Origin of the sequence: Candidatus Enterococcus wittei, from assembly GCF_002140175.1 — a bacterium.
Classification (GTDB): Bacteria; Bacillota; Bacilli; order Lactobacillales; family Enterococcaceae; genus Enterococcus_B; species Enterococcus_B wittei.
This window is the reverse complement of the sequence record NZ_NGMO01000001.1, coordinates 386,300-407,472: the sequence shown is the minus strand read 5'-3', so window position 1 is coordinate 407,472 and position 21,173 is coordinate 386,300. Positions and strand designations below refer to the sequence as shown.

At 38.6% G+C, this 21,173-nt stretch carries 19 protein-coding genes and 1 riboswitch; of the genes, 17 read left to right on the top strand and 2 right to left on the bottom strand.

Annotation, left to right across the window (positions count from 1 at the left end):
- Positions 1-136: 136 nt before the first annotated feature.
- Positions 137-234: riboswitch (purine riboswitch) on the top strand.
- A gap of 118 nt (positions 235-352) precedes the next feature.
- The 5 genes from A5844_RS01455 to purB all read left to right on the top strand — a co-directional run bounded on the left by A5844_RS01455 (position 353) and on the right by purB (position 5,364).
- A complete protein-coding gene (locus A5844_RS01455) occupies positions 353-934 on the top strand; it encodes a xanthine phosphoribosyltransferase (RefSeq protein ID WP_086283287.1) in 582 nt (193 codons plus the stop codon).
- A gap of 2 nt (positions 935-936) precedes the next feature.
- Complete coding sequence (locus tag A5844_RS01450) at positions 937-2,241, top strand: nucleobase:cation symporter-2 family protein (protein ID WP_086283286.1); 1,305 nt, start codon at positions 937-939, stop codon at positions 2,239-2,241.
- A 208-nt stretch (positions 2,242-2,449) separates the two neighbouring features.
- Positions 2,450-2,938: a 5-(carboxyamino)imidazole ribonucleotide mutase gene (gene purE / locus A5844_RS01445; protein ID WP_086283285.1), complete on the top strand. Its 489-nt coding sequence runs from the start codon at positions 2,450-2,452 to the stop codon at positions 2,936-2,938.
- Positions 2,931-4,055, top strand: a complete 1,125-nt coding sequence (gene purK / locus A5844_RS01440) for a 5-(carboxyamino)imidazole ribonucleotide synthase (protein ID WP_086283284.1) — start codon at positions 2,931-2,933, stop codon at positions 4,053-4,055. Before purE ends, purK begins: the two co-directional genes overlap by 8 nt.
- A gap of 13 nt (positions 4,056-4,068) precedes the next feature.
- Positions 4,069-5,364 (top strand): adenylosuccinate lyase, encoded by a 1,296-nt coding sequence (purB, locus tag A5844_RS01435; protein WP_086283283.1) that lies wholly within the window; start codon positions 4,069-4,071, stop codon positions 5,362-5,364.
- Between the two features lie 33 nt (positions 5,365-5,397).
- On the opposite strand, the gene A5844_RS01430 is transcribed toward purB, so the two are convergent.
- On the bottom strand, positions 5,398-6,828 hold the full coding sequence (locus A5844_RS01430) for an IS1182 family transposase (RefSeq protein WP_086283282.1): 1,431 nt from the start codon (positions 6,826-6,828) through the stop codon (positions 5,398-5,400).
- A gap of 274 nt (positions 6,829-7,102) precedes the next feature.
- Between A5844_RS01430 and A5844_RS01425 the strand changes: the two genes are divergently transcribed.
- Positions 7,103-8,398 (top strand): ISL3 family transposase, encoded by a 1,296-nt coding sequence (locus A5844_RS01425; RefSeq protein WP_086283281.1) that lies wholly within the window; start codon positions 7,103-7,105, stop codon positions 8,396-8,398.
- 88 nt (positions 8,399-8,486) lie between these two features.
- Here A5844_RS01425 and A5844_RS01420 read toward each other — a convergent pair whose 3' ends face one another.
- A complete protein-coding gene (locus A5844_RS01420) occupies positions 8,487-8,864 on the bottom strand; it encodes a hypothetical protein (protein WP_086283280.1) in 378 nt (125 codons plus the stop codon).
- A 259-nt stretch (positions 8,865-9,123) separates the two neighbouring features.
- On the opposite strand from A5844_RS01420, the gene purC reads away from it, so the two are divergent.
- From purC to A5844_RS01365, 11 genes are all read left to right on the top strand, one after another.
- Positions 9,124-9,843 carry a phosphoribosylaminoimidazolesuccinocarboxamide synthase gene (gene purC / locus A5844_RS01415; protein WP_086283279.1) on the top strand — a complete coding sequence of 240 codons (720 nt, stop codon included), beginning with the start codon at positions 9,124-9,126 and terminating at the stop codon, positions 9,841-9,843.
- 17 nt (positions 9,844-9,860) lie between these two features.
- On the top strand, positions 9,861-10,115 hold the full coding sequence (purS, locus tag A5844_RS01410) for a phosphoribosylformylglycinamidine synthase subunit PurS (protein WP_086283278.1): 255 nt from the start codon (positions 9,861-9,863) through the stop codon (positions 10,113-10,115).
- Between the two features lies 1 nt (position 10,116).
- The gene (purQ, locus tag A5844_RS01405) at positions 10,117-10,791 is read left to right on the top strand and encodes a phosphoribosylformylglycinamidine synthase subunit PurQ (RefSeq protein ID WP_086283277.1); all 675 of its coding nucleotides are present in this window, start codon (positions 10,117-10,119) and stop codon (positions 10,789-10,791) included.
- Complete coding sequence (gene purL, locus A5844_RS01400) at positions 10,792-13,011, top strand: phosphoribosylformylglycinamidine synthase subunit PurL (protein ID WP_086283276.1); 2,220 nt, start codon at positions 10,792-10,794, stop codon at positions 13,009-13,011. It abuts the gene before it with no gap.
- Positions 12,996-14,435 carry an amidophosphoribosyltransferase gene (purF, locus tag A5844_RS01395; protein ID WP_086283275.1) on the top strand — a complete coding sequence of 480 codons (1,440 nt, stop codon included), beginning with the start codon at positions 12,996-12,998 and terminating at the stop codon, positions 14,433-14,435. The genes purL and purF overlap by 16 nt, the downstream gene beginning before the upstream one ends.
- A gap of 33 nt (positions 14,436-14,468) precedes the next feature.
- Positions 14,469-15,512: a phosphoribosylformylglycinamidine cyclo-ligase gene (purM, locus tag A5844_RS01390; RefSeq protein ID WP_086283274.1), complete on the top strand. Its 1,044-nt coding sequence runs from the start codon at positions 14,469-14,471 to the stop codon at positions 15,510-15,512.
- A complete protein-coding gene (gene purN, locus A5844_RS01385; protein ID WP_086283273.1) occupies positions 15,509-16,087 on the top strand; it encodes a phosphoribosylglycinamide formyltransferase in 579 nt (192 codons plus the stop codon). The genes purM and purN overlap by 4 nt, the downstream gene beginning before the upstream one ends.
- Positions 16,084-17,616, top strand: coding sequence for a bifunctional phosphoribosylaminoimidazolecarboxamide formyltransferase/IMP cyclohydrolase (gene purH, locus A5844_RS01380; RefSeq protein WP_086283272.1), 1,533 nt, complete (start codon positions 16,084-16,086; stop codon positions 17,614-17,616). The genes purN and purH overlap by 4 nt, the downstream gene beginning before the upstream one ends.
- 16 nt (positions 17,617-17,632) lie before the next feature.
- Positions 17,633-18,895 (top strand): phosphoribosylamine--glycine ligase, encoded by a 1,263-nt coding sequence (gene purD / locus A5844_RS01375; RefSeq protein WP_086283271.1) that lies wholly within the window; start codon positions 17,633-17,635, stop codon positions 18,893-18,895.
- 120 nt (positions 18,896-19,015) lie between these two features.
- Positions 19,016-19,930: an aldo/keto reductase gene (locus tag A5844_RS01370; protein WP_086283270.1), complete on the top strand. Its 915-nt coding sequence runs from the start codon at positions 19,016-19,018 to the stop codon at positions 19,928-19,930.
- Positions 19,931-20,041: 111 nt separating this feature from the next.
- On the top strand, positions 20,042-21,173 hold a 1,132-nt coding region (locus A5844_RS01365), incomplete at its 3' end, for a hypothetical protein (RefSeq protein ID WP_179190513.1).

The following is a 21,173-nucleotide window of genomic DNA, read 5'->3' as shown; positions in this document are numbered from 1 at the left end:
TTTTTTTATTTTCATGCTTGTTTACCGAGCTAAATATAATCAACTAGTAAAAAAATTTTTTTGATTGTTATGTGGAATGAAGAAAGTCGCGCTGTGCATCAAAATGTTAGCTTTAATGTTACTGTTTTATCGTTATTTAAAATAGAATGAAATTACTTATATATCGTCATAATAAGGATGACAGTTTCTAGCCAACACCGTAAATGTTGGACTATAAGTAAAAAAGTGGATGGATCCCTTTTTTGCTTATCTTCAAGCAAAAAGGGATTTTTCTTTATTTGAATAAAGAGACAACAAATATATAGCTGAATCACTTGTTTTTATATAAATCGTGAAAAAAGGAGCAGATAAAGTGAGAGAATTAGTGGAACGTATTCAAGAAGATGGGCGCGTATTAGGTGAGGGAGTTTTGAAAGTAGATAATTTCGTCACCCACCAAGTAGATCCAGTATTGATGGAAAAAATTGGTCAGCGCTTTGCGGAAGTCTTTAAAGATCATGGGATTACGAAAGTAGTAACCATTGAGGCTTCAGGAATCGCACCGGCTTTATTTGCAGCTAAAGAACTGAATGTACCAATGATTTTTGCTAGAAAAGCGAAGAGTTTGACGATGGATGAAGAGCTATTAACAGCATCTGTTTACTCTTTTACTAAGCAGTTGACAAGTAGGATTTCGATTTCTCGTAAATTTTTATCATCGGAGGATAAAGTATTGATCATCGATGATTTTTTAGCAAATGGACAAGCTGCTAAAGGACTGATCGAATTATGCCAACAAGCTGGGGCTCAAGTTGAAGGCATTGGTATCGTGATCGAAAAATCTTTTCAAGATGGACGTCAGTTATTAGAAGATATGGGGTTAAAAGTGGTTTCTTTAGCCCGGGTCGCATCACTATCAAGTGGCACAGTTGAGTTTCTTGAGGAGGATGCATAATCGTGGAAAAAGAAACACAAAATGGTAAAGCAGCTGTATTAGGGTTACAACATTTATTAGCGATGTATGCAGGAGCTGTGGCTGTACCGTTACTGATTGGGACAGGACTAGGCTTTAACCAAGAACAAATGACGTATTTGATTTCGATCGATATCTTTATGTGCGGATTGGCAACGTTGCTCCAATTGACAGTTAATCGATTTTTCGGTATTGGATTACCGGTTGTCTTAGGTTGTGCGATCCAAGCTGTTGCACCTTTGATTTTGATTGGAAGCACACAAGGCGTGGGAGCAATCTATGGTTCAATCATTGCATCTGGAATATTTGTCGTTTTAGTTGCTGGCTTTTTTTCAAAGATCAAAAAATTGTTTCCGCCAATCGTTACTGGGACTGTCATTACGGTGATTGGGTTAACCTTGATCCCAGTGGCTATCGAAAAAATGGGTGGTGGAAGTGCCAGTGCAGAAAGCTTTGGCGATTTAACGAACTTGTTATTAGCGTTTGTAACGATTCTTTTGATTGTTGGCGTTCAATTGTTAGCAAAAGGATTTGTTCGCTCTATCGCAGTATTGATTGGCTTAGTAGGTGGTAGTATTTTAGCAGCTTTTTTAGGTTTGATTGATTTAAGTGCCATCGGACATGCACCAGTTTTCCATGTTCCTCAACCTTTTTATTTTGGGAAACCAACATTTGAAATTTGGTCGATTTTATTGATGATCATCATTTCCATGGTAAGTATGGTAGAATCAACCGGTGTTTATTTTGCACTTGGAAATATTACTGGAAAAGAAGTTGGCGAAGAAGAGTTGAAAAAAGGTTATCGAGCTGAAGGATTGGCTGTCATACTTGGCGGTATTTTCAATACGTTTCCTTATACTGGTTTTTCACAAAATGTTGGATTAGTTCAACTATCAGGTATCAAAACAAGAAAACCAATCTATTTTTCGGCATTTTTCTTAATTATTTTAGGTTTATTCCCCAAAATTGGCGCACTTGCTCAAATTATCCCTGATCCAGTCTTAGGTGGTGGGATGCTTGTTATGTTTGGTATGGTGGCAGTTCAAGGAATTCGTATGTTATTGGAAGTCGATTTTGCCAATGATAAGAATCTATTGATAGTGGCGGTATCCATTGGCTTTGGGTTAGGATTTAACATCATGCCAGAATTATTTAGTCAGTTACCTGAGACCGTTCAAATGTTTACTGGTAATGGAATCGTCATGAGCAGTATTACCGCAATCGTGTTAAATTTGATTTTCAATGGATTGAAAAAGGATGAAGAAATTCTCAAAGAAGCTTTAAGATAGTAAAGGCTGAAGGGAATGAACGACTCCCCTCATAGAAACAAGCTGGATTACTCAAGGGTATTTTTGAGTGAGCCAGCTTGTTTTTTGTTGGCATAATACAAAATACGAATATTATACAACGAAAGTAGATAATCGTTCGAATTTATCTTTGACTTTAAAACAAGTGATTGTTAAAATATGAATGGATAAATGATGAGAGGAGAAACGAATGGCTGCGAAAATTTCTGTAATAATGGGTAGTATTTCTGACTGGGAAACGATGGAACATACATGTGAAATATTGGATGAATTTTCAGTGGAGTATGAAAAACAGGTGGTATCAGCACATCGAACGCCTGATTTGATGTTTACTTATGCTGAAGAAGCAAGACAAAGAGGAATCAAAGTGATTATTGCAGGGGCTGGAGGAGCTGCTCATTTGCCAGGTATGGTGGCAGCAAAAACAACATTACCGGTGATTGGCGTTCCAATCCAAAGCCGAACATTAAATGGTTTAGATTCGTTACTATCTATCGTTCAGATGCCGGGAGGAGTTCCTGTAGCGACGACCGCTATCGGTAAACCTGGCGCAATTAATGCTGCGCTACTTGCGATACAGATGCTTTCCATGTATGATTTAGAATTGGAGGCTGCATTGGCGAAACGACGTGCAATGTCGGTTGAAACTGTTATAGAAAGTAGTGATCAACTTGGTTAAACCATTATTACCAGGCTCGACGATCGGAATCGTGGGTGGTGGACAGTTAGGTCGCATGATGGCGATCAGTGCAAAAGAAATGGGATTTAAAGTTGGTGTTCTTGATCCAACGAACGATTGTCCTGCAGCTCAAGTGGCGGATTGGCATATCGAAAGCTCTTATGATGATACCTTTGCTTTAGAAGAACTTGCAAGGAGAACGGAAGTCATCACCTATGAATTTGAAAATGTCAGTGTTGAAGCATTGAATGCTATATTGCCTATGTCATTTATCCCGCAAGGAACAGATTTGTTAGCAATCACGCAAGATCGTTTATTGGAAAAAACATTTTTGGAAACCAATAATATCGTGATTGCTCCTTATGCAACGATTGTCAGTCCTACGGATATCCAAGATGCCATTGATGGTATTGGCTATCCTTGCGTACTGAAAACAACTCGTGGCGGGTATGATGGAAAAGGACAATATGTTTTAAGAAGTCGTGCAGATTTAGCATTAGCGATGGATTTGTTACGAGAAGGAACATGTGTGCTAGAAGCGTGGATCCCTTTTGAAAAAGAATTATCGATCCTTGTTGCGGGAAATGGGCAAGGGCAATATACCACATTTCCGGTTGTTGAAAATATTCATCGAAACAATATTCTTCATGAAACGATCGCACCGGCAAATATCTCTGCAGATGTCATAGAAGAAGCGGAACGGATTGCTCGAGTGATTGCAGAAGCTGTTAGCTTATCTGGTGTTTTATGTGTGGAAATGTTTCTAACAAAATCTGGTGGACTTTATGTGAATGAACTAGCACCACGTCCGCACAATTCTGGTCATTATTCGATTGAAGCTTGTGGTATGAGCCAATTCGATGCCCATATCAGAGGAGTCTGTGGCTGGCCATTAGAAGAAAAAGTTTCTTTGTTAAGTGATGCTGTTATGGTCAATGTCCTAGGGGAAAAACTATTGGAAAGCTATCATGTGATTGAGAAAAAAGCCAACTGGAAATTTCACTTCTATGGTAAAAAAGAGTCTAAAAAAGGTCGTAAGATGGGCCATATCACCATTTTGACCGAAGATGTAGAAGGGACACTAAAAGAAATCAAGGAAACGAATATCTGGGATTAAAGGAGAAAAATAGATGTTAGAACGATATACACGACCGGAAATGGGCAATATTTGGACAGAACAAAATAAATATCAAGCATGGCTAGAAGTTGAGATACTTGCAGATGAAGCTTGGGCCGAATTAGGTGAAATCCCAAAAGAAGATGTGAAAAAAATTCGGGAACATGCTTCTTTTGATATTGATCGTATTTTGGAAATTGAAAAATCGACTCGGCATGATGTAGTGGCGTTTACCCGAGCTGTTTCAGAAACCCTTGGGGATGAACGGAAATGGGTACATTACGGTTTGACGAGTACAGATGTAGTTGATACCGCCTATGGATATCAGATCAAACAAGCCAATGATTTGATTCGTGAAGACTTGCAACGATTCACAAAAATCATTGGTGAAAAGGCTAAGGAACATAAATATACTGTTATGATGGGAAGAACGCATGGCGTACATGCAGAGCCTACGACATTCGGTTTGAAATTAGCCACTTGGTACTCCGAAATGAAACGTAACATCGAGCGTTTCGAACATGCAGCTAAAGGTGTAGAAGCAGGGAAAATTTCTGGTGCTGTTGGAACATTCGCCAATATCCCACCATTTATTGAAGAATATGTCTGCGAAAAATTAGGGATTCGCCCACAAGAAGTTTCTACTCAAGTGTTACCTCGTGATCTACATGCAGAGTATTTTGCAACGATGTCCTTGATCGCTACTAGCATTGAACGCTTTGCCACTGAGATTCGTGGTTTGCAAAAATCAGAAACAAGAGAAGTGGAAGAATTTTTCGCTAAAGGACAAAAAGGTTCTTCGGCAATGCCACATAAAAGAAACCCGATTGGCTCAGAAAATATGGCTGGTCTTGCCCGCGTAATTCGTGGTCATATGGTAACTGCTTATGAGAATGTTACATTGTGGCATGAAAGAGACATCTCTCATTCATCTGCTGAGCGAATTATTCTGCCGGATACAACGATTTTGCTTGATTACATGTTGAATCGTTTTGGAAATATCGTAAAAAATCTAACTGTTTTCCCGGAAAATATGAAAAGAAACATGGATGCGACATTTGGCTTGATTTATAGTCAGCGTGTATTATTGAAGTTGATCGATAAAGGAATGACAAGAGAAGCAGCCTATGATCTTGTACAGCCAAAAACAGCTTATGCATGGGATAATCAGGTACCTTTTAAACCATTATTGGAAGAAGATCCAGCTATTACTTCTGTATTGACACAAGAAGATATTGCTGATGCCTTTGATTACCATCATCATTTGAAAAATGTAGACGTCATATTTGAACGTGTTGGATTAGCATAAAAAGCTATTCCCTTCTATTTGAAGGGAATAGCTTCAGACTGTAGACAAAAGCATCAGTTTCCTCTTTACTAAGAGTGTAGACTGATACTTTTGTCTATTTTTGTATAATAAAAGATATGAAGACATATGCTTCCACTGCCAAGTGGCCAATTTTTTCAGGTTCATTGCGGCAAAAACAAGCATCGTATGCACCTGATTTTTTTCCAAGCCTCGATACTTGGTGTAGCGCATTCCATGCTTTTCCTTTGCGTCTGCAAAAACACGTTCAATCGTTTCTTTTCTTTTTTTATATTTTTCGCGATTATACGCCGTATGGCGTAAATGTTCTGCTTCATCTAAGTAATCTTCCCAAATGTGTCTATGTATTTCTTTTTGGTGTTTCTGGCTTTCTGTACAATTTTTCAATAATGGACAAGTTTCACAAATAAAAGATTTAGATACATATTTTTTATAGCCATCTCGAGTAGTTGTGCGAAACTGAAGTGTTTGATCATTGGGGCATAAGTACCAATTATAATGGGAATCATAATCAAAATCTTTCTTTTTAAAACGTTCTTTGTTTCCTTTGGGTCGAGTATAAGGAAAAATGGGCCGTAGTTTTTGGTCGATTAAATACTTGGCATTCCAAGGTGTTTTGTACGCAGCATCAGCAGCTACACCATAAAAGGAGAAACCACGCGATTTAACACGTTCAATTTGTGGCACGAGCATTCGGCTGTCATGTAGATTTCCAGGCGTAATCATGACATCTAATACAAAACCATTTTCATCACAAACGGTATGAGCAGAATAAGCAAACTGTTTTTCTCGTTCTGTTTTTACATAATAACCACTTTCTGGATCTGCGACACTAATTTTCCTTTCTACCACCTCCTGACGAATGATTGAACCAAAAGGGCGTTTGCCTTCGGCAATTCTTGCCTCATTAATTTCTTCTTCCAATTGTTTTTGGTATAAAATGGCTTCTTTATGTGCCATTTCTCTTGTAAAAATACGTTTGTTCGCATTCGCTTTAATATGAGTTGAATCCATATACAAAATTTCTTCATGAATAAATCTAGCATCAACTGCTTGTTCAAGAATAACGATAAATATCTGTTCAAACAAATCGGTTTCTCTGAAACGCCGTGCATAGTTTTTACCAAAAGTCGAAAAATGAGGAACTTTATCAATTAAACTAAGCCCAAGAAACCAACGATAAGCTAGGTTTGTTTCAACTTCTTTAATGGTCTGACGCATCGAACGAATCCCAAATAAATATTGAATGAATACTAATTTTACTAAGACGACAGGATCAACACTAGGACGACCAATGGTCGAGTAAGTTGATTCAACAATTGGATAAATAAAATCAAATGACAATGATTTGTCAATTTTACGGACCAAATGATTTTTAGGAACAAGTGCATCTAGCGAAATTTTGGCTTCTTCCATTCGACTATCCATTGATTGTTTGGACATCATTATACATTCCTCCTCGAAAAGCAAACGTTTTCTTTAATTGTAACAAAAAAACTGTAGAACAAAGAAATTTTTTTCTTTGTCTACAGTCTGAAGCTATTCCCTTCTATTTGAAGGGAATAGCTTTTTGTTTGTTTTTTAGGCTCTATAATTTATGGGACTGATGAATCAGAATTGATTCTTCCGTCCCATTTTCATTTTAGATATTAAAAAACATATCGTTCTCTGGTATGATTAAATCACCACAAAATAAACAACTGAGAGGACGATATGCTCTATGAATGATTCTATCAAAAAAATGCTGAGATTAGTAGACAAAAATTTAACCATTACCGAGGTTACTTTCGAGACCCTGCACAAGAAAAAGACCTTAATCGTTGATGCGGTTCTTTCACCTGCTCCGTGTGCCTGTAAAAATTGTGGTTCTTCCGTGTTAGATGCGAATGGCAAGTCGATCGTTGTTAAAAATGGTAAGAAGAAAACGATGGTACGTTTTGACCCATACAATCATATGCCAATGGTCCTACGCTTGAAGAAGCAACGTTACACCTGTAAAAATTGTCGGAGACACTGGACTGCTCAGAGTTATTTTGTCCGCCCTAGACATTCGATTGCCAATCATGTCAGATTCAAAATCATTTCTTTTCTAACTGAAAAAGTGTCTTTATCTTTTATTGCAAAAATTTGTCAGGTATCTTTAACAACCGTTATTCGTACATTGAAAGAGCTGAAATGCTATCTACCAAAACCTTCCAAAAGCACTCTACCTCGGGTATTGATGGTCGATGAATTTCGTTCTCATACTTGCAAGGAAGATAAGATGAGCTTCATTTGTGCAGATGGTGAGACAGGCAAACTAATTGAGATTTTACCCACACGCAAATTACCTCGTTTAACCAACTATTTTCTAAACTGTACCAATCCCGAAACGGTAGAATACCTAGTTACAGACATGAATGCCGCCTACTTCCAGCTCACAAAACGCATTCTACCAAATGCAAAACTTGTGATTGACCGTTTTCATATAGTCAAACATATGAATCAGGCATTCAACGACTTTCGTATCCGAGAAATGAAAGAGCTACGTGAGAGGGGGCAACATAGTGAAGCCGAAAAACTGAAAAGGAACTGGCGCTTTCTGTTAAAAAATCGTGAAAATATTAATCATTATGACTACAAAACATGGCGAAGTTTCCGAGCGCCTAAATACCCACTTCTCACCGAATCCATGATGATTGATCGATTGCTTGCTTTTTCAACACCTCTCAAAGAGACATATACTGTTTTTCATGAGTTGATGGAAGCTTTTCGTGCCAAAGATCCCAACTTGTTTTTCTCCTTATTAAAAGAACTTCCAGAAACGTTTGACGACAGCTTTCGAACGAAGCTTCAAAATCTTCTATCCTATGAAGAAGGGATCACCAATGCGCTGGTTTATCCTTACTCTAATGGAAAAATAGAAGCGAAGAATACCCATATAAAGACAATGAAACGAGTATCTTACGGATTTAAATCATTTGAGAACATGAAAATTAGAATCTTTTTGATCAATCAATTAATCAAAGTGAAATAACAAAAAAATCTGAGAAAGAATGAGGTTCATTCTGACCCAGATTTGATTTTGCACAACTCATCAGTCCTTATTGACAAAGAGCCGTTTTTTAAGCATAGGCGATATGATTGGAGAAATTAAAATGTTGCGTATGGAGCAATTGTAATAATGCTTCAACAAATGTGTAACCGAATTCTTGGTGATCATAAGTAACTTGGATCCGATAATGGTGTTTGAATAGCTTTTGTTCATGAATATGCTCAATGACTAATTCATGGCTGTTCTTTGTTGAATAACGTAATGTTCGTTTGCGACATTCGTTCGATCGTATAGATGCACGATGTATTTTTCTGAATTTATAAAAACTTGCATCTTTTAGACACGAATAAACATCTTTGATGGCTAATAGATCATTGTATAAGCGTGTTTTTTCTTCTTCTGATAATTCGAGTAAGAAGCGTTGTGCATAAGCCAGTGATTCTTCCATTTAGATACCTCCTTGAAAACTATTCCGAAATTTCTTTAAGACTACTATATCATCAAATGGAAATGGTGTAAACGCTTCTCGAGATAATAGAGATGAATGATCTTTTTTTAGTTAAACACGAACGTTATCGGGGGTTATAACTATCAATGTACATAATTATATTGATTTTGGTAAAAATAATTGTTAGAATCATAAGTGAAAACACGGACGAAATATATGGCTGGTTGTTATAATGTAAGTATAATAAGGAGACGTTGTAATGGAAAAAGGTCGTTTGCTCTACGAAGGGAAAGCTAAGAAAATATATGGAACTTCTGAAGGAATGGTCCTATGGGTAGAATATATGGATCAAGTTACTGCGTTAAATGGTGGAATGAAAGACTCAATGAAGGGGAAGGCTGAATTGAACAATCAAATCACAAGTGTGATTTTTAGTTATTTATCTCATCATGGGATTCAAAATCATTTTATCAAAAAAATATCAAAAACCGAACAATTGGTAAGATGGCTAGAAATGATTCCTCTTGAAGTGGTTGTTAGAAACTTTTCGGCGGGAAGCTTTTCAAAGCGTCTAGGAGTGGAGGAAGGAGAAAAACTAAAATTTCCTATTCTTGAATTTTATTATAAAAAAGATGAATTGGATGATCCTTTTATCAATGAGGAACATATCGTTTATTTAGAGCTTGCATCACTGGAGGAAATTGCTGAATTAAAAAAACAGGCATTACTGATCAATGAGAAATTGATTAAATTATTTCATCAAGTTGGCTTGCAATTAATCGATTTTAAACTGGAATTTGGTCGCACACCTTCTGGAGCGATCCAATTGGCGGATGAGATTTCGCCTGATACTTGTCGTTTGTGGGATCTAGATACACAAGCTCACATGGATAAAGATGTCTATCGTAGAAAAATTGGGGATATGATCCCTGTATACCAAGAAGTATTAAATCGTTTAAACCGATTAATCATCATATAAAAAGGAGAATCAGATTGATGTATTTTGTAAAAGTCTATGTCACTTATAAAGATTCAGTACTAGATCCACAAGGAGAAGCTGTGAAAAAGGCGGTTCATCATTTAGGCTATCACAGTATTGAAGAGATTAGAATCGGCAAGTATTTCGAGATTCAAGTTTCTGCTGGCGAAGAGGCAGTGGAAGAAACGATTGAAGCAATCTGCGATCAATTATTAGCAAACGTCAATATGGAAACTTACCGTTATGAAATCATGCAAATGGAGGAAGCATAACATGAAATTTGCTGTGATCGTTTTTCCTGGTTCAAATTGCGATGCAGATCTTTTGTGGGCGATTCGTGATGTCATGGGCGCCCAAGCAGCATATGTCCGTTATGATGAAACATCACTTGAAGGGTTTGATGGCGTATTGCTTCCTGGAGGGTTTTCTTATGGTGATTATTTAAGATGTGGTGCCATTGCTCGTTTTTCTTCCATTATGGATGAAGTCATTCGTTTTGCTAATGAAGGAAAACCTGTTTTTGGAACATGCAATGGATTTCAAGTGTTGACAGAAGCAGGCCTTTTGCCTGGAGTCTTGAGAAAGAATGATTCCTTACAATTTATTTGTAAATCAGTAGCGCTAAAAGTCAACAATCAAACAGCATTCACTTCTGAATATGAGATGGATGAAATCATCCAACTTCCAGTGGCTCATGGAGAAGGGAATTATTTTTGTGATGAAGAGACGTTACAGGAATTGAAAGAAAACAACCAAATCGTATTTACATACGAAGAGGAAAATGTCAATGGCAGTGTGGAACGGATTGCTGGGATCACCAATCGAGCAGGAAATGTTTTGGGGATGATGCCTCACCCAGAACGTGCGATGGAAAAATTGCTAGGGTCAAATGATGGTCGACGTTTTTTTGCTTCCATGCTAAAGAATTTTGGAAAGGTGTCTGTGTAAATGAGAACAATCAATGAACCAACCGCATTAGAAATCAAAGAACAAAAGATCTATACACAATGGGGTTTGACAGAAGAAGAATACCGGATGATTGAAGAAGATATTTTGGGAAGGATGCCCAATTATACAGAAACTGGCCTTTTTTCTGTCATGTGGAGCGAACATTGTTCTTATAAAAATTCCAAACCGGTCTTAAAAAAATTTCCAACTAGTGGTCCAAATGTTTTACAAGGCCCAGGTGAAGGAGCAGGTATCGTTGATATAGGAGATGGCCAAGCGGTTGTTTTCAAAGCGGAAAGCCATAATCATCCATCAGCGGTTGAACCATATGAAGGAGCAGCAACAGGTGTTGGTGGTATTATACGCGATATTTTTAGTATGGGTGCTCGACCTATTGCATTACTAGACTCTTTAAGATTTGGCGAGTTAGATAACCATCGGACAAAATACTTGCTGGAAGAAGTAGTGGCAGGGATTGGCGGGTATGGTAATTGTATCGGTATTCCAACGGTTGGTGGAGAGATTGCATTTGATCCATGTTATGAAGGTAATCCATTGGTCAATGCGATGTGTGTGGGCCTGATTGATCACCAAGATATCCAAAAGGGACAAGCTTCTGGGGTTGGTAACTCGATCATGTATGTAGGAGCTAAGACTGGACGTGATGGGATCCATGGTGCTACCTTTGCTTCTGAGGAATTCAGCCAAGAAGAAGAGCAACAACGTTCAGCTGTCCAAGTAGGAGATCCTTTCATGGAAAAATTACTTCTTGAAGCGTGTTTAGAACTGATTTTAGAGCACGCAGATATCTTGGTGGGTATTCAAGATATGGGGGCGGCAGGGTTAGTTTCTTCCAGTTCCGAGATGGCTTCAAAAGCTGGATCAGGACTAGTCTTGACACTTGATGACGTGCCACAACGGGAAACGGCTATGACTCCTTACGAGATGATGCTTTCGGAATCGCAAGAACGTATGCTGATTTGTGTCAAAGCAGGGGCAGAAGAACAAGTGCAAGAACTATTCAACAAATATGAACTTGATGCAGTAACGATCGGAAAAGTGACAGATGATGGTCAGTATCGTTTGTATCATCATGGCGTTGAGGTTGCTAATCTGCCTGTAGATGCTTTAGCAGAAGAAGCACCCATCTATCATAAAGCCATGACTGAACCTGAAAGAATGAAAAAGTTTCGAGAAATGGACCAATACCATCCTCTGGTTGTAGACCCAAATCAAGTCTTGCTTGACTTGTTAGCACAACCGACCATTGCTTCAAAACGTGTAATTTATGAAACTTACGATTCACAAGTTCAAACGAATACAGTGGTGCTACCTGGAAGCGATGCTGCGGTCTTACGTATCCGTGGAACAAAGAAAGCACTGGCTATGACCACAGATTGTAATGCTCGTTATATTTATCTTGATCCAGAAGTAGGAGGGCAGATAGCAGTAGCGGAAGCAGCAAGAAATATTATTGCTAGTGGAGGGAAGCCCTTAGCTATTACGGATTGTTTGAATTATGGTTCACCCGATAAACCAGAAGTGTTCTGGGAATTATCTCATTCTGCAGATGGGATTGCTAAAGCCTGTGAAATGTTAGAAACGCCAGTGATTTCTGGAAATGTGTCACTTTATAACGAAACAGATGGCCAAGCCATCTACCCAACCCCAGTAATCGGAATGGTCGGTTTGATTGAAGATCATGCTTACATTACCACGCAAGAATTTAAGCAGGTAGGGGATCTGATTTATCTCGTGGGGGCAACATTTAACGATTTTAATGGTAGTGAATTGCAAAAAATGCAATTAGGGAAAATTGAAGGGAGAATCGAACATTTTGACCTGGCTGTTGAAAAAGCGAATCAAGAGTTGGTTTTACAAGCAATCAAACAAGGATGGATCCAAAGTGCCCATGATTGTGCAGAAGGTGGTCTCGCTGTGGCCTTAGCTGAAGCAACATTTACCAAAGAATTAGGCATAACAGTAGAAATTGATTTACCAGTAGCGCTTTTGTTCTCAGAAACTCAGTCACGTTTTGTTTTAACAGTTGCTAAGGAAAAACAAACGGAATTTGAACAATTTGTTGGGGATCGGGCGATCAGACTAGGTCAGGTTACAGATTCGAGAATCCAGATACAAACAATCGATAAAAAGATCGATTTAGAAACACAAACAGCGAAAAAAAGCTGGGAGGAAGCACTTGCATGTCTTATGAAGTAAGAAGTATCAATGAAGAATGTGGTGTTTTTGGTATTTGGGGACATCCTGAAGCAGCAAATATCACCTATTTTGGTTTGCATAGTTTGCAACATCGTGGGCAAGAAGGAGCTGGGATCGTTTCAAATGACTCGGGTAGATTATTGGGTCATCGAGATCTTGGCTTGCTCTCTGAAGTGTTTAAAGATCCTAGGAAACTGGCCCGACTGACTGGACAAGCTGCCATTGGGCATGTGCGTTATGCAACAGCGGGAAATGGCAGTGTGGACAATATACAACCTTTTCTATTTAAGTTTTATGATCAATCAATTGGTTTGGCGCACAATGGAAATTTGACAAATGCTCGTTCGTTAAGAACGGAATTAGAAAAAGACGGAGCAATTTTTCACTCCAATTCTGATACAGAAATTTTGATGCATTTGATTCGGCGAAGTTACGAAACGACTTTCTTAGCTAAACTCAAAGCGGCTTTGAATGAAGTAAAAGGTGGATTTGCATATCTGTTACTGACGGAAGATGCAATGATCGCAGCTTTAGATCCAAATGGATTTCGTCCGTTAGCGATCGGACAAATGAAAAATGGTGCTTACGTGGTGACTTCCGAAACATGTGCATTAGAAGGGATTGGCGCTCGTTTTGTTCAAGATGTGCACCCTGGAGAACTTGTCATCATTGATGATAATGGGTATACGATCGAACAATACACAACAGATACGCAGTTGGCTATCTGTTCCATGGAATTTATTTACTTTGCGCGACCTGATTCTGATATTGCTGGTGTAAATGTTCATACAGCTCGTAAAAATATGGGAAGAAGATTAGCTAAGGAAGCGCCAATTGAAGCAGATATCGTTGTGGGTGTACCTAATTCTTCTTTATCGGCAGCAAGTGGGTATGCTGAAGCTAGTGGAATTCCTTATGAAATCGGCTTAGTGAAAAATCAGTATATTGCTCGCACGTTTATCCAACCCACTCCTGAATTAAGAGAACAAGGAGTTCGAATGAAGCTTTCGGCTGTTCGTGGGGTGGTAGAAGGAAAGAAAGTAGTCATGGTCGATGATTCGATCGTACGAGGAACGACGAGCCGTAGAATCGTTCGGCTTTTGAAAGAAGCAGGAGCGAAAGAAGTCCACGTGCGTATTGCTTCACCACCATTAAAATATCCTTGTTTTTATGGCATCGATATTCAAACGAGAAAAGAACTGATTGCTGCCAATCATACGGTGGAAGAAATTAGAACATGCATTGAAGCAGATTCATTAGAATTTTTGAGTGAAGATGGCTTGATTGAAGCCATTGGTTTGAAAGAAAATGCTCCTTATTCAGGATTATGTATGGCGTACTTTAATGGGGATTATCCAACACCATTATATGATTATGAAGAAAAATATCGCGAATCACTAAAGGAAAAAGTCTCATTCTTTTAGTGGAGGAATAGAAATGAAGAAGGGAAGTAGAAAATGGGTAATGCTTATGCAAAAGCTGGTGTAAATGTGGAAGCTGGCTATGAAGTAGTCGAACGTATCAAAAAGCATGTGAAGAAAACAGAACGTTTAGGCGTGATGGGCGCATTAGGTGGCTTTGGTGGTTGTTTTGACTTGAGCGGATTTCAGCTGAAGGAGCCTGTTTTGGTATCAGGGACGGACGGTGTCGGGACAAAACTAGCTGTAGCTATTGAAGCGGATCAACACGCTACAATCGGGATCGATTGTGTGGCAATGTGTGTCAATGATATTTTGGCCCAAGGAGCAGAGCCGTTATACTTTTTAGATTATCTAGCAACTGGAAAGAATGAACCAGCACGTTTAGAAAAAGTAGTTGCTGGTGTAGCAAATGGATGCGTGCTTGCGAATGTGGCTTTGATTGGTGGCGAGACGGCAGAGATGCCAGGAATGTATCAAGGGGAAGATTATGATTTAGCAGGTTTTGCAGTAGGGATCATTGAAAAATCTCAGTTGATTACTGGAGAAACGATCAATGTGGATGATGTACTTTTAGGACTACCTTCTAGTGGGATTCATTCGAATGGTTATTCCTTAGTTCGCAAGATTTTCTTTGAACAAAACCACTTTTCTTTAACGGATACACTTGAAAACTTCACAGAACCATTAGTTGATATTTTGTTAGAACCAACGAAAATCTATGTGCATTCCTTACTTCCGTTGATCAAAGAAGGAAAAATCAAAGGGGCAGCCCATATTACAGGAGGCGGTTTTATCGAAAACATTCCTCGGATGCTACCGAAAGAAACAGCAGCTAATATTCAACTAGGTTCTTGGCCTATTCTACCAGTTTTTGATGCCTTAGAGAAATATGGAAAAATCCCACACAAGGAAATGTATGAAATTTTTAATATGGGGATCGGCATGGTCGTTGCTGTAGCTTCAGATCAAGTCGCAGAAGTGGTTGAGAAGATCGAAGCATTAGGAGAAAAAGTGTATCAGATTGGTCAAGTTGTTCCTTTCGCTAGTAAAAAAGTAACGTTTATTGAGGAAGAAAAATGAGAATTGCGGTCTTTGCTTCAGGGAATGGTAGTAATTTCCAAGCGTTAGTAGAATACTTTAAAGAAAATGAAGTACCTGCAACGATAGACTGGCTATTTTGTGATCGACCCGATGCTTTTGTTTTGCAACGAGCAGAAAAACTTGGAATTAAAGCAACTTGTTTTTCACCAAAAGAGTTTGCATCAAAAGTGCTTTATGAACAAGCGATATTGGAGGAGCTGGCGAATCATCAGATTGATTTGATTGTTTTGGCAGGTTATTTACGAATCATTGGAAAAGAATTGTTAACGGCTTATGAAAATAAGATTATCAATATCCACCCTTCGCTTCTTCCTGATTTTCCAGGTTTACATGGGATCAGAGATGCGTTTGAAGCAAGGGTAAAAGAAACTGGGGTCACCGTTCATTATGTGGATAGTGGTGTAGATACGGGTCCAATTATTCGACAAGAAAAAGTAGAGATAGAGCCGCAAGATACATTGGTGACTTTAGAGGAGAAGATCCATCGAATCGAACATCGAATATTTCCAGAAGCAATTGTAGAATTGATTAATATGGGGGATAGTACACAATGACAAGAGCATTACTAAGTGTTTCAGATAAAACAGGAATCGTTGACTTTGCACAAGGGCTAATTGAATCAGGGGTTGAGATTATTTCAACAGGAGGAACAAAAAAAGTCTTAGATGAAGCAGGTGTTAAGACACTGTCAATTGATGAAGTAACTGGTTTTCCAGAAATGATGGATGGCCGTGTAAAGACTTTACATCCCAAGATCCACGGAGGTCTATTAGGACGTCGTGACCTCCCCAGTCATATGAAGGCCATGGCAGAGGAGGAAATTCATCCGATTGATTTCGTATGTGTGAATCTTTACCCATTTAGAGAGACGATCCTGAACCCAGATACAACCCAGGACCAAGCCATTGAACAGATTGACATCGGTGGACCTAGTATGCTCCGCAGTGCAGCGAAAAATCATGCTTTTGTCACAGCGATTGTTGATCCAGCTGACTATGATCTTGTTTTGGCTGAAATGGCTGAAATTGGCCAGACAACCCTTGAGACACGCAAAAAACTGGCGGCAAAAGTATTTCGCCATACCGCTGCTTATGATGCATTGATTGCGCAATACCTCACTGATGCGGTGGGAGAAAAAGAACCAGAAAATTTGACGCTAACATACGTACGAAAACAGGACTTGCGTTATGGTGAAAATAGCCATCAAGAAGCAGCGTTTTACCAATCAGCTCTTCCTCAAAGCTATTCGATTGCTTGTGCCAAACAGTTACATGGAAAAGAGCTCTCGTACAACAATATTCGTGATGCCGATGCAGCCTTACGGATCATGAGAGAATTTTCAGAACCGACTGTTGTTGCTTTGAAACATATGAATCCTTGTGGCATTGGGAGTGGAGAGTCGATTTACTCTGCTTGGAAAGCGGCTTTTGAAGCAGATCCTGTTTCTATTTTTGGTGGTATCATCGTCTTGAATCGAGAAGTAGATCTAGAAACTGCGGAAGAAATGCACCGCTTATTTTTAGAAATCATCATTGCGCCAAGTTTCAGTCAAGAAGCATTAGCGATACTGCAAACAAAAAAGAATATTCGTTTATTGACTCTTGATTTTAATGATTCCCTCAAATACACCGAGGAAGTAGTATCCGTTTTAGGTGGTTTATTGGTTCAACAAGAGGATGAAACAATGGAAATGTCAGAAGACTGGACAGTTGTGACTGACCGGCAACCAACAGAAGGCGAAAAGATAGCATTAGCTTTTGCGTGGAAAGCAGTGAAGCATGTCAAATCCAATGCGATCGTTCTAGCAAATCAACACCAAACGGTTGGGATTGGTGCGGGGCAAATGAATCGTGTGGGATCGGTGAAAATTGCGATCGAACAAGCAGAAGACAAAGCGAAAGATGCGGTTTTAGCAAGTGATGCGTATTTTCCAATGGATGATTCGGTCGAATACGCTGCAAAATATGGGATAAAAGCAATTATTCAACCTGGAGGAAGCATCAAAGACCAAGACTCTATTGATATGGCAAATAAATACGGCATTGCCATGGTATTCACTGGAGTGCGCCATTTCAGACATTAAAAGGAGCAAAAAAAGGATGAAAGTACTACTTATCGGTTCTGGTGGCCGAGAACATGCAATCGCCAAAAAATTACTAGAAAGCCCACTTGTAGAAACAGTGTATTGTGCCCCTGGAAATCCTGGGATGAAAAAAGATGCAATCCAGCCCGTTGAGATTATGGAAACGGATCATCGTAAACTTATTGCGTTTGCAAAAGAAGAAGGTGTTGCTTGGACCTTTGTTGGGCCAGAAATACCTTTATTAAATGGGATTGTTGATGACTTCATGGCAGCTGGGTTATCGATTTTTGGACCGACGAAAGATGCTGCTTTAATCGAAGGATCAAAAAGCTTTGCAAAAGATTTAATGGCTCAATTCAATATTCCTACAGCTGAATCCCAAACCTTTACGGATTTTTCTCAGGCGAAAACTTATATCGAACAAAAAGGAGCACCGATCGTTGTCAAAGCAGATGGCTTAGCTGCAGGTAAGGGTGTAGTTGTTGCGATGAGTGTTCAAGAAGCGATTGGAGCAACTTTTGAAATGTTGGAAAAAGACCGTTTTGGAGCGAGTGGTCAACGAGTAGTGATCGAGGAATTCTTAAATGGAGAAGAGTTTTCTTTACTTGCTTTTGTTCGTGATGAAAATGTTTATCCAATGGTGATTTCTCAAGATCATAAACGTGCTTATAACGGGGATGAAGGGCCTAATACTGGGGGGATGGGTGCTTACACACCTGTTCCACAAATCCCTGAAACGATGATTGAAGAAGCTATTGAGAATGTGCTGAAACCGGCGGCGAAAGGGATGAAAGAATTAGGGCGTCCGTTTACTGGTATTTTATATGCTGGAATGATCGCCACACCCCAAGGACCAAAAGTGATTGAATTCAATGCACGCTTTGGTGATCCTGAAACACAAGTTGTTCTACCACGCCTGAAGAATGATTTAGCACAAGTAATCAATGATTTGCTACAAGGAAAATCGGTGGATTTGACATGGGAAACACAGGGATATCGTGTAGGTGTCGTTGTGGCAGCAGAAGGCTATCCACATGACTATCAGACAGGAATGGAGATTCCGAATTTTTCAGAGGATGATCTTTCATTATGCTATGCAGGTGTAAAAGATGATAAGGGAAGATTAGTAGGATCTGGAGGCCGCCTCTATCTGATTGAAGCTTTTGGCGAAACGATAGAAGAAGCGCAGGGAAAGATTTACAAGACTCTGAAAGACAAGAAAACGGACCACACCTTTTACCGTATGGATATTGGTACAAAAGCTCTCTTAAATAAATAGAACATTAATGTAGAGATAAAACTATTTTTTTGTGAAAAAGAAAAATAGTTTTATCTTTTTGTGAAGCCTTTTCATATGAGATATGGTAAAATCGATGGAGATAAGAAAGGGTGGGGGTAGATGAAACAAATTAAATTAGGAACTTCTGACCAACTCGTGTCAGCAGTCGTTTTAGGTTGTATGCGCATAAATGGCGCTGAAAAGCCTGAACAAGTGATTGACACAGCATTCGAAAATGGCATCAATTTCTTTGATCATGCAGATATTTATGGTCAAGGAGAGTGTGAGACAATCTTTTCAGAAGCCTTGGCAAAAACGTCATTGCAACGAGAAGATTTGTTTATTCAAACGAAATGTGGAATCGTACCAGGTGTTATGTTTGATTTTTCAAAAAAACATATCATTGAATCAGTAGAAAACAGTTTGAGTCGTTTGAAAATGGATTATGTGGATGCACTATTACTTCATCGACCGGACACTTTAGTGGAGCCGGAAGAAGTTGCAGCTGCGTTTGATGAATTGGAGCAATCAGGAAAAGTTCGTTATTTTGGTGTTAGCAACCAAAAACCAATGCAGATCGAGTTGTTGAAAAAATACGTCAAACAACCGTTAGTAGCGAATCAATTACAATTTGGCTTGAAACATTCTGGTATGATCGATCAAGGAATCCATGTCAATATGACAGATCAAGCAAGTATTGATCGTGATGGAAGTGTGCTGGATTATTCTCGATTACACGAGATGACGATCCAAGCGTGGTCGCCCTATCAGTATGGTTTTTTTGAAGGTGTATTTATTGGGAATGAAAAATTTCCGGAATTGAACCAGAAATTAGCAGAGTTAGCTGAAAAATATCATACAACACCAACTGGTTTATCTTCTGCATGGATACTGAGACATCCAGCATCAATGCAAGTGATTGCCGGAACGATGAATCTTTCGCGAATTGCAGAAATCGCCCGTGCTTCTACAATTGAACTTTCAAGAGAAGACTGGTATGCCTTGTATCAAGCAGCAGGAAATATTTTACCTTAAGGTTTGAAAAAGTAAGAGCTGACTTTCCATGAAAGAATTTTGGCTTGTGGTTAGTCAGCTCTTTGAATAAATGGTTGGGGAAAAAATAAAATAAAAGAAAAGAGGAGAAAAATGGAAAAGGAAAAAGAAAATGTACTTATATATGAGGATTCTAAAAGATTAAGTATAAAATTAAAAGAAAACTTATATGAGGAATTCGAGACATTACATAAAGACCAAAAAACATTGTTGAAAAAAATTGAGGGTTTAAAAGGAAAATTAGTCAAAGATCAGAAGAAGCTACAAAATCGCGACTTAAGGTTAGAACTGATCAAAGATGCAGAGAAATTTCATCAGTTGACAAATAAATATTTTGACAATGCATTGAAAATGATGGTACTTGAACAACGTATTAAGAAACTTCGAGGAGAATTTAAATTAGAAAACGTAAAACCAAGCAAAAAATTTAAAAGTATAGGGTATGAATACGGGGAAGCGCAGCTTGCATTTATGAAAAGAGATGGGATGTTTACTGATGAAGTCTTGCAAGCTTTCGTCAATATTAATCTTCATGCCCCTCATCCATTTGAACTAAATTTAAAAGGTGACTTATCGCTAAAAGAAAAAACTCCGTTGGTAGCTTGTTTAAGTAAAGAAGTACTTACCAAACGATTAAAAATCTTCAGCAGTGAATTTGAGACAGTCCTTGATACGACCAAACGTCAAGAACGTATTCTCGTAAAAATGAAAGAAAATTTAATGAGTGTGAAACTTCAATTTGATAGGGATCCATGGAAGACTGAGCTGTGGATTAAAGATGACATCAAAGAAGAAAAAAAACATGGTAAGGATCCGAATCGCATCTCTACTACAGAGTTAGTTCCACGCGATGTCAATCCATATGTAAATGGATTGGCGGTTTATTCTGGTAATTTGACTTATTTGCAGCAACTATCAAATAAAGTAGTAAAACTAGAAAACATTTTAAAGCCACAGAATAAGGATAAACAAAAAAAATCTATTTTAAATAAACTTAAGATTGGTAATAACCATGGAGAACCTGTTTTTAAAAAACTTAAGGTTGAACAGGACCATGGAGAGAAAAAATTAGGCCAAATAGATGGAAAATTTTATACAAAAGATATCACCTCTTTCATTTTGTCCTTAGAGGATCGGGGTCTAAAAATTGAACCAAAAGTTAGAGCGACGATGATGGAGAAACTCCATAATATTAATACCTTAAGGAATGCTACTCAGAAACAAC